This is a genomic window from Pedobacter gandavensis (genome assembly GCF_014172405.1).
Lineage (GTDB): Bacteria > Bacteroidota > Bacteroidia > Sphingobacteriales > Sphingobacteriaceae > Pedobacter > Pedobacter gandavensis.
In genome coordinates this window covers 378,400-393,914 of the sequence record NZ_WNXC01000003.1, presented here as the reverse complement: position 1 = coordinate 393,914, position 15,515 = coordinate 378,400, and the positions used below count along the sequence as shown (strand labels likewise).

The window sequence follows — 15,515 nt, the reverse complement described above, 5'->3', positions numbered from 1 at the left end:
TTTAGCCTCTGGATAACCGGTTTTTTAGGTCATCTAAAACACGTGTTTTTTGAAAAAAGTTTAGTGGGTTTTGGGATTTTACGCAGAATTTGACCTCCGACTTTCCACAAGGTTTCCAAAAGCTGTTGATAACTTCGGGAACGTTCCCGGTATCGTTCCCGAAAAACTTAGTTAAAATCGCAAAGTGTAAAAAATACACTTTCTAAAGCTATTTTCTTTTGTAACTTGTTGATAATTAGATCTTAATATTTTTTAAGTGTAGATTTTCAAAAACACAAAAACAAATTTATTATCTCTGTTTTTACTTTTTGAAGTATAAAATATGGTGTTAAAAAAAAATAACATATAATATTTTGATTTATCAGGTACGCTTCGCTTATTTACCATGAGCATTATAAGCACCATACACTAACCAAATATTTACCCTAAAAACAAGCTATAAATATGAAAGTATTTTACCTGCTGAAGCCTTTTTTATTGCTGTTCCTTGTTCTCGCAACATTGACAGCTCAGGCACAAACCAGTTCACTAACTGGAACAGTTTTAGATGAGACCGGATTGCCACTTCCCGGTGCGTCTATTCAAATCAAAAATATCAATAAGAGTACCATGACAGATGCCAGTGGAAAGTATCGTCTAACTGGACTGCCGAACGGTGCAACCACTGTTACCGCAAATTACATTGGCTATACTGCTTTAACGCAGCAGGTAACCATTTCTGGTCATACGGTTTTAAATTTAACCCTTAAACCAGATGCCCAGAATTTGAATGAAGTGGTCGTGATCGGTTATGGTACCCAACAAAAGAAAGATTTAACAGGCTCCATCGCTACAGTGAGCGCTAAAGATTTCCAAAAAGGAGCCATTACTTCACCAGATCAATTGATTCAAGGTAAAGTTGCCGGCGTAAATGTCATCTCTAATGGTGGTCAGCCAGGTGGAGGAAGTACAATCCGTATTCGTGGTGGTGCTTCTCTTAATGCCAGCAATGATCCTCTAGTGGTGATTGATGGGGTTCCATTCAGTGGTAACACGGTGAACAACGCACCTAGTCCACTTTCCCTGATCAATCCAAATGATATTGAGACCTTCACTATTCTAAAAGATGCGAACGCAACAGCAATTTATGGATCAAGAGCTTCCAACGGAGTTATTTTAATCACGACGAAAAAAGGAAGCTCTGCTGAACCTGTGATTAATTTTAACACCAACAACTCTTTTGAAACCATCGCTAAAACAGTCGATGTACTTTCGGCAGATCAAATTCGTGCTTACGTGAATCAGTACGGAAATAAGAGCTATGACGACAATCCAGATCATACCTACAAAGCTTTATTGGGGAATGCCAATACAGACTGGCAGAAAGAAATCTATAAAAATGCCTTTTCAACGGACAATACGCTAAGTATCGGCGGTATCTTCAAAAATGTTCCTTACCGCGTTTCTGCAGGTTATCTGGACAAACAAGGCTTGTTAATCACAGATAAGTTTGAACGTGCAACCGGTACTTTCAGCATTGCACCGAGGTTATTTACCGATCATTTGAAAATTGATCTGAGTTTAAAAGGATCATTATCAGAAGCAAGGTTTGCTAATGAGGCTGCCAGAGCTTCGGCAATTCAGTTTGACCCTACACAACCACTACATGCCGATAATCAGTTTGGCAATTATTTCGAATGGATCAAAGGCAGTGTACCTAACCCGAATGCACCACGTAACCCGGTTGCTTTAGCAGAACTACGCAACAATACCGGGAAGACAGAAAGAAGTTTCGGTAATGCAAGATTTGACTATTCCTTCCACTTTCTTCCGGAATTACATGCCAACTTAAACCTTGGATATGATGTCTCTAAAGGATACGGTAGAATCTTTGTTCCGGCTTATGCCGCACAAAATGCCTCAACACAAGGTTTTCAAGGCCGTTCACAAGACACTCAAAATAATAAAATCGCAGAGTTTTACCTGAACTATGCAAAAGACATCGCCAGCCTAAAAAGTAGAATTGATGTAACTGCCGGTTATGGTTATTATGACAATAAAAGCACCGGCTACAATTTTGAAGAATATAGAGCTGATGGTACCTCAGTCACCAGAACACCAGCCTTTCCTTTTAATGTGGAAAGAGAAAAACTGGAATCTTTTTATGGTCGTTTAATCTATACTTACGCAGATAATTATATTCTTTCAGCTACCATGCGTTCTGACGGTTCTTCGAGATTCGGAGCAGACCACCGTTGGGGATATTTCCCTTCTGTAGGTTTTACCTGGAGAGTAATCGGCGAAGATTTCATGAAAGAGAGTAAAGTGTTTTCTGATATGAAACTGAGATTGAGTTATGGCCAGACCGGAAATAAAGATGGTATCGGTAACTATAACTACATGGCTAAATATTTCAGAAATACCAATCAGGGACAATACCAGGTTGGTGATGCCCTTTATGATTACTATACACCGGCAGCCTATGAGCCTGATCTGAAATGGGAAACCACTTCTTCTTATAACGTAGGCTTAGACTATGGCTTCTTTAAAAACAGAGTTTATGGTAGTGTAGATGTGTATTACAAGAAAACTAAAGATCTTTTATCTACGATCGACATTCCTTCAGGAACAAATTACAACAACCGTTTACTCACCAATGTGGGTAATATGGATGTTCGTGGTCTGGAAGCCAGCATCAATGTTTTAGCAATTAAAACTGAAAATACCAGCTGGGAAATCGGGATGAATATGGCTTATAATAAAAGAGAGGTAACGAACCTTACACTTGATTCGGATCCTAATTTCAAGATCGATGCTGGTGGAATTACCGGTGGTACTGGAAACAACATCAAGTATAATGCAATTGGACAGGCTCCAGGATCTTTCTTCGTGAAAAAACAGATCTATGATGCAAGTGGAATGCCTTTACAGGGCGTATACGCCGACCTTGATGGTAATGGTGTGGTGAATGCGGATGATAAATATTTCTTTCATTCTCCTGATCCGAAATTCACATTTGGCTTTAACAGTGCTTTCAGCTATAAGAAATGGACCTTAAGCACAGTAATGAGAGCCAATATCGGTAATTACGTGTATGATAACGTGTCTTCAAATTTTGGGGTGAGAAGCAATATCTTAAGTCCGAGTGGATTGATCAATAATGCCAATGTTGATGTTTACAAAACCAATTTCACGAATAACGAATACCTAAGTGATTACTACATGAAAAATGCTTCCTTCCTGAAAATGGACAATGCAGGATTGGCATATGATTTAGGCAAAATCTCTAGAAATGGAAATACAACAATTCGTATTTCGGCAAATGTGCAGAATGTGTTTGTATGGACGAAGTACAAAGGACTGGATCCTGAAATCACTTCAGGTATTGATTATAACTTATACCCAAGACCTAGAACTTATACGTTGGGCTTAAATGTTGGCTTTTAATTTTTATCAGGATGAGAAATTTATTTAAAATATTCACCATATCAAGCGTTTTACTGGTTTTTATAAGCTCATGTAAAAAAGAAGACTTGAACTTACGACCTACTAATGATTTAGTAGCGGACCAGGCTTATGCCAATCCAGCAGGTTATAAAAGCCAACTGGTAAAATTATATGCGAGTTATGCCTTAACGCACCCAAGTGGCGCGACTGGGGAAAGTGACATTGGCGGTTTAAACCCAGGCTTTACAGATTTCCTGAGGTTATTCTGGATGTCGCAGGAATTGCCAACAGATGAAGCCATCTGCGGATGGAATGATGACGGAATTCCGGAATTAGACAAGATGACCTGGACTTCAGAAAATATCTTTATCAGAGGCTTGTACTCGAGAAGTATCTATCAGATTACAGTTTGTAATGATTTCCTGAGAGAAAGTACACCAGAAAAATTGGCAAGTCGCGGCATCACAGGTCAGGATGCAACAAATGTTCAACGTTACCGTGCGGAAGCCCGTTTCCTACGTGCATTCCAATATTGGGTATTGTTGGATGGTTATGGCAATCCTCCTTTCGTGACGGAAAATGACCTGATCGGAAAAGTGGCACCTAAACAAATTCAGAGAGCAGACCTTTTCAAATATGTGGAGTCTGAGTTGAAAGCAATTGAAGGGGAGTTGGCTGATCCAATGACTAATGAATATGGACGTGCAGATAAAGGTGCAGATTGGTCATTATTAGCCAGATTATACCTGAATGCAGAAGTATATACAGGTACAGCCAGATATACTGATGCCATTACTTATTCTAGTAAAGTGATCAATGGCGGTTATACCTTGTCAACAGTTTATAAAAACTTGTTCCTGACAGACAACCGTAGCACCAGCAAAGAAAATATTTTGACGATCAATTATGATGGTTTACATACTCAAAATGATGGTGGAACAACTTACCTGATCAATGCTGCGATTAATGGAGATATGAAACCTGGGGAATTTGGTGTGCCAACTGGTGGTTGGGGCGGTAACCGAAGTCGCATTAACCTGCCTAAATTATTTACGGATTATAGCGGTGCTACTGATACTAGAGCCTTGTTTTTTGGTACTAAACTGGAAAATGATGACGTGAATACTTTTACCGATGGTTTGAGGGTAGTAAAGTTTAGAAATGTGGATTCCAAAGGGGTGCCAGCACCTTCTATCGAAGGAAAATTCAGCTCTTTAGATTTCGCGCTATTCCGTCTTGGAGAGCAATACCTGATCTATGGTGAGGCGGTAGCACGTGGTGGTTCCGGTGGTTCTGTCGGACAAGCATTAACGTATGTGAATAATTTACGTCAGCGTGCTTACGGCAATGCTTCAGGAAATGTATCCACTATAAATGTTGATTTCTTCCTGGATGAGCGTGGTAGAGAATTGTACTGGGAAGGTTTCCGCCGTACAGATTTAGTCCGTTACAAAAAGTTTACCGAAGCTGGATATCTATGGCCTTATAAAGGTGGGGTAAAATCTGGTGCTGGAGTAGCTGCAACACGCAACATCTATCCATTGCCATTAGCAGACCTGATTGCCAATAGAAATCTGGCTCAAAATACTGGTTATTAACCCTAAGAAAGAAATTCAGATGAAATCAAATATCATAAAATATATTTCCTTGGTTTTAGTGGCCATAGGATTGTGGTCTTGTAAAAAGGATGGAACAGAACTCGTGTCAAATGTGAGCCCGGCAGGGACCTTAACTGCGAGTACCAGCGCATTGGACTTATCTTTAGCCAATGCAGCGAATACCGCAGTAACCCTTAGTTTTCCTGCTCCTGTTATTACCGGGGTAATTATCCCGGTGACCACCACCATTCAGATAGATAGAAAAGGTAAAGATTTTTCTAATCCTACGGAAGTTGTGGTGACGACCGCCAGCTATGCACCAAAAGTGAGCGAGATCAATGCCATCTTACTTGGCTTTGGATTTAAAGCAGAGGTTCCTGCAGAAATAGAAGTCCGGTTAAAATCTGCTCCGGCACCAAATGCAATCACTTATTCGAATGTGCTGACCTTGAAAGCAACGCCTTATTTTGCGGCTTCATGGGTTTATGCTCCGGGGGCTTATAATGGCTGGGGAGTGGCAACTGCCGATAGTTTGGTTTCTCCGGATAGTGATGGTAAATACACGGGGATTATTAACTTTCCTACCGATCAACTTCAGTTTAAAATTACTCCTAAAAAGAGCTGGGATTTTTCTTATGGCGTGCTAGGCGGCCTGCTCAGCAGTGACGGAAGCGCAGGTAATCTGGCGGTACCAAAAGCCGGTACTCAATTGATTAGTGTAGATCTGAATACTAAAACATTTTCTATTGTAGAAGCCGATTTATGGTCTATGACTGGTAGCGCTACGCCACTGGGCTGGGGTAGTGACATCGATATGAAATTCATTAATGACGGAAAAAAAACCTGGAAAGTAACCGCAGACCTGTTGGCAGGAGAGCTAAAATTCAGAAAGAATCATGATTACGGTTCCAATTATGGTGGAAGTGGAGGCAATCTTGTTTTTAATTCCAGCACTAATATTCCAGTCGCCCAAGCAGGGAACTATACCATTACTTTCGATATTCCAAACTTAAAATATACCCTCGTTAAAAATTAATACCAGAACAGGTTTCTCTCAGGTTTTCATAACCCGAAAGAAACCTGTTTCTTTTGAAATCCGAATCTTTAATTTTTGCTTATGAAAAAAATCATCCTTTTACTCCTCCTGAGTATTTCTGCAACTGCTTTTGCCCAAAAACTGGAGCGCATAGAGCCTATGTACTGGTGGGTAGGTATGAAAAACCCTAAGCTTCAATTGTTGGTTCATGGGGATCGTATCGCTGATCTGGGTGTAACTTTAAATTACCCGGGTGTAAAACTTGTGGCCATTAACAAAGTAGAAAATCCAAATTATCTGTTTCTGGATCTTGAAATTTCTGAATCCGCCGCTGCGGGGAAATTCCCAATTGTATTCACAAAAGCTGGAAAGAAGCTGCTGCAACATGTTTATGAGCTAAAGCAAAAGTCAACCAAGGCAGAAAGGATACAAGGAGTAAATAGTTCGGATTTGATTTACCTGTTGATGCCAGATCGTTTTTCTAATGGCGACCCTAAAAATGATGTGGTCAAAGGAATGCAGGAGACAAAGTTAAACAGAGATTCGATGTACTTCCGTCATGGTGGTGATTTACAAGGACTGATTAATAAATTGGATTACCTGAAAGATTTAGGCGTTACCGCCATCTGGATGACTCCGGAGATTGAAAATGATATGGCTAACGCTTCTTATCATGGCTATGCTGCAACGGATCATTATAAAATAGATCCACGCTACGGAAACCTGGAATTGTATAAGTCTTTTGTAGATAAGGTACATGAAAAAGGAATGAAAGTAGTTAAAGATATTGTACACAACCACGTGGGTACCGGACATTGGTTCTATAAAGATATGCCAATGAAAGATTGGGTAAACCAATGGCCGGTTTATACGCAGACCAGCTACCGCGATGAGCCGGTAATGGATCCGCATGCTTCTAAAGCAGATCAAAAGAAAATGCTGGATGGATGGTTTGTACCGAGCATGCCAGACCTCAATCAAAGAAATCCTTATGTACAGAATTACCTGACGCAAAACCACATCTGGTGGGTAGAGGACGCAGGTATTGACGGACTAAGGTTAGATACTTATCCATACAACGACCCGGATTACATGAGAGACTGGGCGATCAAGATAAAAGCAGAGTTTCCAACATTATCAATTTTTGGAGAAACATTAGTGAATTCTGCAGCCGCACAAGCATTTTTTACCGGAGGAAATACCGTAAGTAGAGGTTTCGATACTGAATTACCTGGTGTGACAGATGCCGTACTCAAAAATGCAATTTATGAAGCTTTGAATGGAAAATCAGGCTGGACAGATGGAATTTTTAGGTTGTATACCACCGTTGCACAAGATTTCCTTTACCAGGATGCCAGCCGCAATGTGATTTTTCTGGACAACCATGATATGAGCAGGTTCTACTCCATGGTGAAAGAAGATTTTGATAAGTATAAATCGGGAATGGCTTTATTACTAACGCTAAGAGGTATTCCGCAAATGTATTACGGTACAGAAATCCTGATGAAGAACTATTCTGATCCAGATGGCCTGGTCCGTTCAGATTTCCCTGGTGGATGGCCAGCAGATAAAACCGATAAGTTTAGTGCTGCCGGACGTAGTGCACAAGAGAATGAAGCCTGGAACTTTGTCCGTACCCTAGCCAATTATAGGAAAAACAGTCCCGCTTTACAACATGGAAAAATGATGCAGTATGTGCCGGAAAATGGGATGTATACTTATTTCAGATACCTGCCGGAAGGTGGTAAAACCGTTATGGTGATCGTGAATACGGATGATCAGGCGAAAACCCTGGAAACTTCAAGATTTGAAGAAAGGATAGGCCAGGCTAGTTCTGCCACCAACGTGATCACTAAAGAAAAAATAAATGCCTTAAAAACCATTGCTGTGCCTGCAAAGACCACATTGGTGTTAGAACTAATTTAATACAATATATATACATAGATGCAACAGACTACAGAACCTATCGCTTGTATTTTCGACCTGGACGGCGTATTGGTAGATACCGCTGTTTATCATTATAAAGCCTGGAAACAGCTGGCAAATTCCTTAGGCTTTGATTTTACGGAATTGCAAAACGAAGAGCTGAAAGGCGTGAATAGAATGCGATCCTTAGATATGATCCTTCAATGGGGAGGAATTGAGAAATCAGCTGGAGAGAAAGAAATACTGGCAGCCCAAAAGAATGAACAGTATGTGGCGATGATCCGGAAAATGACCATAGCAGAAGTATTGCCAGGTGCATTGGATTTGTTAACGGCACTAAAAGCAGAAGGGATAAAGATTGCCCTGGGTTCCGCCAGTAAGAACTCCGCCCTCATTTTAGAGCGTACAGCATTGGCTCATTTCTTTGATGCCATCGTAGATGGAAACTCTGTGAGTAGCTCTAAGCCGGATCCGGAAGTGTTTTTGAAGGCTGCGGAATTGTTGAATACCGCACAAGAAAATTGCGTGGTATTTGAAGATGCTGCTGCAGGTGTGCAGGCTGCTATTGCAGCCAATATGATGGTGGTAGGAATCGGGAAGCCGGAGAATTTACCGGGTGCACAAGTAGTCATTAATGACTTATCAGAGATCTCTATTCGCGAAATTGAAGAATTGAGAAAACGGTAAGTAGCGTTCTCTAAAGCATTCAATAAACAGGATAGGTAAATCATAAACAGGGCCTTGTTTAGAAAATGAGGTCGGAAGAATAACAATAGAATAACGTATTCCGGTTACATCAACCGCCGGAATAACATCGCAGCATATACCATGAAAAATTATATAAAAGCAGACGAGTGGAATATTATTGAGGAAGGTTTTGATCCTCATCTAAATAAAGTATCAGAGAGTTTATTCAGTATCGGTAATGGAAGAATGGGACAACGTGCCAATTTTGAAGAAGATTATACCGGAGAAACTTTGCAGGGAAATTACGTGGCAGGGGTATATTATCCGGATAAAACCCGTGTAGGCTGGTGGAAAAACGGTTATCCTGAGTATTTTGCCAAAGTACTGAATGCAACCAATTGGATTGGTCTCCATATCCAGATTGATGGGGAAATATTAGACCTGAATACGGCTGAAGTATCCGATTTTAAACGGGTGCTGAATATGAAAGAAGGAACTTTAAGTCGCCAGTTTATCGCCAAATTGAATAGTGGGAAAATTGTAAAAGTAGAGGCTTTACGTTTTTGTAGTATTGTAGATGATGAAGTAGCCGCCTTACATTACCGCCTGACTGCCTTAAATTTTGAAGGACAGATCAGCATCATTTCTTTTATAGATGGAGACGTGAAAAACCAGGATGCTAATTATGATGAGAAATTCTGGGAAGAGGTGGCAAAGAAGCAGGAAGCAAATACAGATTACCTGGTACTGAGGACCAAGAAAACGGAGTTTGAGGTTGCTACGGTAAGTCAGACTACTATTTTCAAAAATGGCAGTTTGCAGGAGCTGAAAGCTGTTGCCAAAGAAAAATACCTGGGACAACAGGCCTCATTTACCCTGAGCAAAAATGAGGTGCTGGATGTTTATAAGCTTGTAGCCAATTTATCTTCTCAGAATTATGATAAAGCAGCGCTGTTGCGTATTTCAAAAGAAACAATTTTGAAAGCTGAGGAAAAAGGCTTTGAGCAATTGAAACAGGAGCAGGCTGTGGCCTGGGCTAAAAAATGGGAAGAAGGAGACATTGTTATTGAGGGTGATGTAGCCGCGCAACAAGCCATCCGCTTCAATATTTTCCAACTTAATCAGACTTATACTGGTAAGGATGCTCGTTTAAATATCGGACCGAAAGGTTTCACCGGAGAAAAATACGGAGGTTCTACTTATTGGGATACTGAAGCGTATTGTATTCCTTTTTATCTGTCGGTAGCCCCTCAGGAGGTGGCGAAGAATTTGTTGGTTTACCGGTATAAACACCTGGATCGAGCCATAGAAAATGCCGTTAAATTAGGTTTTAATCATGGTGCCGCTTTGTATCCAATGGTGACCATGAATGGCGAAGAATGCCATAATGAATGGGAAATTACTTTCGAGGAGATTCATAGAAATGGCGCTATTGCCTTTGCGATTTTCAACTATATCCGCTATACCGGAGACGAGCGTCACCTGGCAGATTATGGTTTGGAAGTGCTCATCGGTATTGCCAGATTCTGGAAGCAAAGGGTAAACTGGAGTGCAGAGCGAAATAAGTTTGTAATGCTCGGCGTTACCGGACCCAATGAATATGAAAACAACATCAATAACAATTGGTACACCAATAAATTAGCCGCTTGGTGTTTAACCTATGCGATGGAAGCCGCGGAAAAAGTTAAAGCAATAGCCCCAGAACAATATTTAAAAATTGTTGAAAAGACAAATCTTAATGAATTTACGGAGTTTAGGGACTGGAATTCGGTGGCTAGTCAGATGTACTATCCTTTTCATGAAGGCGAAAATGTATTCCTGCAACAGGATGGGTATATGGATAAAGAACAGATCCTGGTGAAAGACTTACCTGCGGATCAACGCCCACTGAATCAAAAATGGAGCTGGGATAGGATTTTACGTTCTTGTTATATCAAACAAGCTGATGTGTTACAAGGAATGTATTTCTTTGAAGAGGAGTACGACCTGGAAACCTTAAAAAGGAACTTTAATTTCTATGAAAGTAGAACAGTTCATGAAAGTTCATTATCGCCATGTGTTCACAGTATCCTGGCGGCAAAGTTAAATGATGAGGAAAAAGCGTATGAATTTTACTTGCGCACCGCCCGTTTAGATTTGGACGATTATAACAATGATAGCGAGGATGGACTACACATTACTTCGATGGCTGGTACCTGGATGAGCGTGGTTGAAGGTTTTGCCGGTATGCGTGTGCGTGATGGAAAGTTGTGTTTCCAGCCTTTCTTACCGAAAAACTGGACCGGATTCTCTTTTACAATAGGCTTTAGAGGGCTGCAGTTGAAAGTTCAGATCAATGAATCAGAGCTGATCATCAGAAACAACTCTTCGGAGAGCTTAGAACTGAAGGTTTTTGAACAACTGTATACGGTCTCTCCAGGCGAGAAAACGATTGCTTATAAGGGGTATTTAGTATAACAGCCCTTGGTATGAAAAGTATGTTCAGTAAAGTTTTAACCGATCAAAGAAACGTTTTCTTCGGCATCCTCTTAACAGGGGTTACAGTTGCCGGATTTTCTAGTCAGAGTATGGCCCAAAGTAAACCTATTATTTATCAGTTATTGCCCAGGTTATTTGGGAATAAACAAAGTCAGAATATCCCTTATGGAACCATTCAGCAGAATGGTTCCGGGAAATTTGCTGATATCAACAACAAGGCGCTGGATGGTATTAAAGAACTAGGGGTAAGCCACGTTTGGTATACCGGTGTTATTGCCCATGCCAGTTTAACCGACTATAGCGCTTTTGGTATTCCTGTGGATGATGCAGATGTTGTAAAAGGCCGTGCAGGATCCCCATATGCGATTAGGGATTACTACGATGTAGATCCTGATCTGGCAGTTGACGTAAAAAACCGAATGAAGGAGTTTGAAGCTTTAATTGCGAGAACAAAGGGGAAAGGAATGAAAGTCATCATTGATTTTGTCCCGAACCATGTGGCACGGAGTTACCATTCATTCGCAAAGCCGAAAGGAATAAAGGATTTTGGAGCAACTGATGATCGGAGTAAAAGCTTTAGTTCGACTAATGATTACTATTATATTCCAGGAAAAGACTTTGTCGTTCCCTTAAAAAACGAATCAACAAATGCTTTAACAGGATTGGAAGATCAGAAATTCAAGGAAAGTCCTGCCAAAGCAACCGGAAATAATGTGTTTTCTGCCAGCCCTTCAAAAGACGATTGGTATGAAACTGTAAAATTGAACTATGGACTGGATTATGCCCATGGAGAAAAACAATATTTTAGCCTAACTCCTGCCGTATGGCTTAAGATGAGGGATATTCTTAGTTATTGGGCTGCTAAAGGAGTGGATGGTTTTCGCTGTGATATGGCAGAAATGGTGCCTGTTGCATTTTGGGAATGGGTAATTCCAGAATTGAAAAAGAAGTATCCGGGGCTGATTTTTATCGGGGAAGCTTATAATCCGGCGGTCTATTATACCTATCTGAACAATGGGCATTTCGACTACTTATATGATAAGGTTGGTCTATATGATGGTTTAAAAAAGTTGATCAGGAATGAGCCGGAGGCGGATGTCAAAGAAATTTCAAAAGTATGGCAGGTACAAACTGCTGGATTTGGGGAACGGATGTTGAGTTTTTTGGAGAACCATGATGAAGAACGAATTGCCTCTTCCGGTTTTGCAGGGGATGCGATTCATGGGATTCCCGCAATGGTCGTTTCTGCAACGCTATCTGCAGGTCCGGTGATGTTGTATTTCGGACAAGAAGTTGGGGAACCAGGAGCGGGAGTTGAAGGTTTTGGAAAAGAAGATAACCGAACTACAATTTTCGACTACTGGGGTGTCCCGGAACATCAGAAATGGATGAATAACGGGGCTTTTGATGGTGCTTTATTGGATTCGAAACAACGAGAACTGAGAGGTTTTTACAAGCAGCTGATGAACATAACGGCCAGGTCCGTGGCAATTAATAAAGGAGAAATCCTAGATGTTCCGCTAGGAGAAGGGCGTATATATGCTTTTTTGAGGTATACAGAAAGTCAGCGTTTGCTGATTGTGACCAATTTCGACAGGACAAAAACACTGGAGACAAACCTTGAAATTCCAGGCCTTCTTTTGAAAAACCGTCCGATAAAAGAAAGCACAGATTTATTGTCTGGGCTTAAAGTAAAAAATACCCCACAATCTCTATATTTAAAAGTATTACCTGGGACTGCTCAAATTATTGAATTTTAATTATTAATACCTGATGGAAAAGAAAATCACGCTTAGTAAACCAAGATTGTCGTCCCTACAGATCTTTAATATGAGTGCCGGCTTTTTCGGGATTCAGTTTGGATTTGCATTACAAAATGGAAATGCTTCCCGAATCCTGCAAACTTATGGAGCAGATGTGGAACATTTGTCGCTTTTTTGGTTAGCAGCACCTTTAACGGGGATGATTGTACAGCCCATCATTGGTTATTATAGTGATAAAACCTGGAATCGATTTGGCAGACGAAGACCATACTTCCTGATTGGAGCCGTGTTGACAGCCATTGCATTGATTTTAATGCCAAACTCTGCGGCAATGGCTAGTTTTTTGCCACCGATCATTATTGGTGCCGGGATGCTCATGATCATGGATGCTTCTATTAATGTAGCGATGGAGCCTTTCCGCGCCCTGGTTGCGGATAAGCTGCCCGAAAGCCAAAGGAGTTTTGGCTTTTCTATGCAGACCTTTCTGATTGGCGCAGGAGCGATTACTGGTTCCTGGTTGCCTTATATCCTTTCCGAATATTTAGGGGTCTCTAAAGTCGCTGCTGTTGGACAAGTCCCACTCAATGTGATTTATTCCTTTTATGTAGGTGCTGCGGTATTGGTGGGGACTATTTTATGGACCGTCATCACGACCAAGGAATATCCACCAGAAGAAATGGAAAGTTACCATGATGGTGCTGCGACGGAAGAAACAAAGGGCATCATGTCTATTTTTACAGATTTCTCCAAAATGCCTTTAACGATGAAGCAGTTGGGCCTGGTGCAGTTTTTCTCCTGGTTTGCCCTCTTTTCTATGTGGGTATTTACCACTCCAGCCATTGCACAACATATATATAAGGTAGCTCCAGGCGATACTTCTTCGGTACAGTTTGCCGATGCAGGAAACTGGGTAGGGATTCTTTTTGGGGTTTATAACGGGGTTTCTGCCATTTACGCGCTTTTATTGCCGTCTATTGCCCGGCTAACCAGCAGGAAAATTGCCCATGCTTTTTCATTAACAGCAGGAGGATTGGGCTTATTGTCCATTTATTTCATTACAGATCCACAGCTACTCATCTATGCTATGATTGGCGTAGGACTGGCTTGGGGAAGTATCCTTTCTATGCCTTATGCAATCTTATCCAGCTCGATTCCAGCACGAAAAATGGGGGTATATATGGGAATTTTCAACTTCTTTATCACGATGCCTCAAATCATAAATGGCTTTTTTGGAGGAATGATTGTTGAGAAATTCTACGACGGGAAAGCGATTTATGCGATTGTACTGGCGGGGATTTTTATGATCCTAGGGGCAATTTCAGTGTTATATATCCAGAGTAATCAAGAAAAAGAGGCCTAAAAATCAGCGGTAAATTCTGCTCAAACGGCGGAAATACGGGTATATTGTGAAAATTGGATTAAAATTTTTACCTAAAATCCAGCGGTCTGCAAAGTTTTAAATAAAATGCCTATTTTTACAGCCCACTTATGGAACAGATAAAAACATCATTTGATTTCGAAAAACCTTTAGTTGAATTAGCTCAGCAGATTGAAAAGGTTAAACAGGTTGCCGATAAAACGAAAGTAGATATGTCTGCTACCTTGACTGAACTGGAAGAGAAGTTAGCTGACACACAGCAAACGCTTTACAACCATCTTACAGGATGGCAGAAAGTTCAGATGTCCCGTCATCCGGAAAGGCCACAAACCTTGGATTACATCAGTATGATCTGTGATGATTTCATAGAGATGCATGGCGACAGAACCGTAAAAGACGATAAAGCTATTATTGGTGGTTTTGCTACGATTGCCGGTGAAACGGTAATGGTGATCGGACACCAGAAAGGTAAGAACACCAAAGAACGTCAGTACCGTAACTTCGGTATGGCGAATCCTGAAGGATATAGAAAAGCATTGCGCTTAATGCGTCTTGCTGAAAAATTCAATAAACCAGTGATTTCTTTTATTGATACGATGGGTGCTTATCCCGGACTGGAAGCAGAAGAGCGCGGACAGGGGGAGGCAATTGCGCGTAACCTATTAGAAATGTCTGTTCTAAAAGTACCAATCCTTTGTTTCGTCATTGGTGAAGGTGCATCAGGTGGTGCATTGGGTATCGGTATCGGTGATCGTGTATATATGTTAGAGCATACCTGGTATTCTGTAATTTCTCCGGAGTCTTGCTCGTCTATTTTATGGCGCAGCTGGGATTTTAAAGAGAAAGCAGCAGAATGTCTAAAACTGACTTCTGATGATATGTACAAAAATCAATTGATTGATGGCATCATTAAAGAACCACTAGGAGGTGCACACCAAAATCCTGAGGCTATGGGTGAAACCATTAAAGAACGCATTTTAAGCGATCTTAAAGAGATTAAGAAGTTAAAAACGGATGCCATGATCACCAAGAGAATTGATAAATTCTGTGCAATGGGTGTGGTGAATGAGTAAAATCATATAGAAATAAAAAGAAAAGGGTTGCAACATAAATTGCAACCCTTTTCTTTTGTGCGGTATTTCGTAAAGCCTATCCTGCCGCAAGAGCAGGTGCTACAAAATCCAGGGCATAAAAAAACGAGCACCCTTTTTGGGGATGCTCGT

Annotated in this window: 9 protein-coding genes; all 9 read left to right on the top strand. The window is 40.9% G+C overall.

The window, feature by feature from the left end:
* Positions 1 to 444 precede the first annotated feature (444 nt).
* The 9 genes from GM920_RS11930 to GM920_RS11890 all read left to right on the top strand — a co-directional run bounded on the left by GM920_RS11930 (position 445) and on the right by GM920_RS11890 (position 15,365).
* On the top strand, positions 445 to 3,426 hold the full coding sequence (locus GM920_RS11930; protein WP_182957410.1) for a SusC/RagA family TonB-linked outer membrane protein: 2,982 nt from the start codon (positions 445 to 447) through the stop codon (positions 3,424 to 3,426).
* An 86-nt stretch (positions 3,427 to 3,512) separates the two neighbouring features.
* The gene (locus GM920_RS11925; RefSeq protein ID WP_317171541.1) at positions 3,513 to 5,024 is read left to right on the top strand and encodes a RagB/SusD family nutrient uptake outer membrane protein; all 1,512 of its coding nucleotides are present in this window, start codon (positions 3,513 to 3,515) and stop codon (positions 5,022 to 5,024) included.
* A gap of 19 nt (positions 5,025 to 5,043) precedes the next feature.
* Complete coding sequence (locus tag GM920_RS11920) at positions 5,044 to 6,060, top strand: SusE domain-containing protein (protein WP_182957405.1); 1,017 nt, start codon at positions 5,044 to 5,046, stop codon at positions 6,058 to 6,060.
* An 81-nt stretch (positions 6,061 to 6,141) separates the two neighbouring features.
* Positions 6,142 to 7,986 (top strand): glycoside hydrolase family 13 protein, encoded by a 1,845-nt coding sequence (locus GM920_RS11915; RefSeq protein ID WP_182957402.1) that lies wholly within the window; start codon positions 6,142 to 6,144, stop codon positions 7,984 to 7,986.
* Between the two features lie 18 nt (positions 7,987 to 8,004).
* On the top strand, positions 8,005 to 8,673 hold the full coding sequence (gene pgmB / locus GM920_RS11910) for a beta-phosphoglucomutase (RefSeq protein WP_182957399.1): 669 nt from the start codon (positions 8,005 to 8,007) through the stop codon (positions 8,671 to 8,673).
* A gap of 141 nt (positions 8,674 to 8,814) precedes the next feature.
* Positions 8,815 to 11,130: a glycoside hydrolase family 65 protein gene (locus GM920_RS11905; RefSeq protein WP_182957396.1), complete on the top strand. Its 2,316-nt coding sequence runs from the start codon at positions 8,815 to 8,817 to the stop codon at positions 11,128 to 11,130.
* Positions 11,131 to 11,141: 11 nt separating this feature from the next.
* Entirely contained in the window at positions 11,142 to 12,911 is a 1,770-nt protein-coding gene (locus GM920_RS11900) for an alpha-amylase family protein (RefSeq protein WP_235964507.1), read from the top strand.
* Between the two features lie 13 nt (positions 12,912 to 12,924).
* Entirely contained in the window at positions 12,925 to 14,274 is a 1,350-nt protein-coding gene (locus GM920_RS11895) for an MFS transporter (RefSeq protein ID WP_182957394.1), read from the top strand.
* A 128-nt stretch (positions 14,275 to 14,402) separates the two neighbouring features.
* Positions 14,403 to 15,365, top strand: coding sequence for an acetyl-CoA carboxylase carboxyltransferase subunit alpha (locus GM920_RS11890; RefSeq protein ID WP_182957391.1), 963 nt, complete (start codon positions 14,403 to 14,405; stop codon positions 15,363 to 15,365).
* The last annotated feature ends 150 nt before the right edge of the window (positions 15,366 to 15,515 follow it).

Excerpts from the sequence above, each read along its gene's own strand:
- GM920_RS11930 (WP_182957410.1), top strand. The coding sequence starts at position 445 with ATGAAAGTATTTTACCTGCTGAAGCCTTTTTTATTGCTGTTCCTTGTT.
- GM920_RS11920 (WP_182957405.1), top strand. The coding sequence starts at position 5,044 with ATGAAATCAAATATCATAAAATATATTTCCTTGGTTTTAGTGGCCATA.
- GM920_RS11915 (WP_182957402.1), top strand. The coding sequence starts at position 6,142 with ATGAAAAAAATCATCCTTTTACTCCTCCTGAGTATTTCTGCAACTGCT.
- pgmB (WP_182957399.1), top strand. The coding sequence starts at position 8,005 with ATGCAACAGACTACAGAACCTATCGCTTGTATTTTCGACCTGGACGGC.
- GM920_RS11905 (WP_182957396.1), top strand. The coding sequence starts at position 8,815 with ATGAAAAATTATATAAAAGCAGACGAGTGGAATATTATTGAGGAAGGT.
- GM920_RS11900 (WP_235964507.1), top strand. The coding sequence starts at position 11,142 with ATGAAAAGTATGTTCAGTAAAGTTTTAACCGATCAAAGAAACGTTTTC.
- GM920_RS11895 (WP_182957394.1), top strand. The coding sequence starts at position 12,925 with ATGGAAAAGAAAATCACGCTTAGTAAACCAAGATTGTCGTCCCTACAG.
- GM920_RS11890 (WP_182957391.1), top strand. The coding sequence starts at position 14,403 with ATGGAACAGATAAAAACATCATTTGATTTCGAAAAACCTTTAGTTGAA.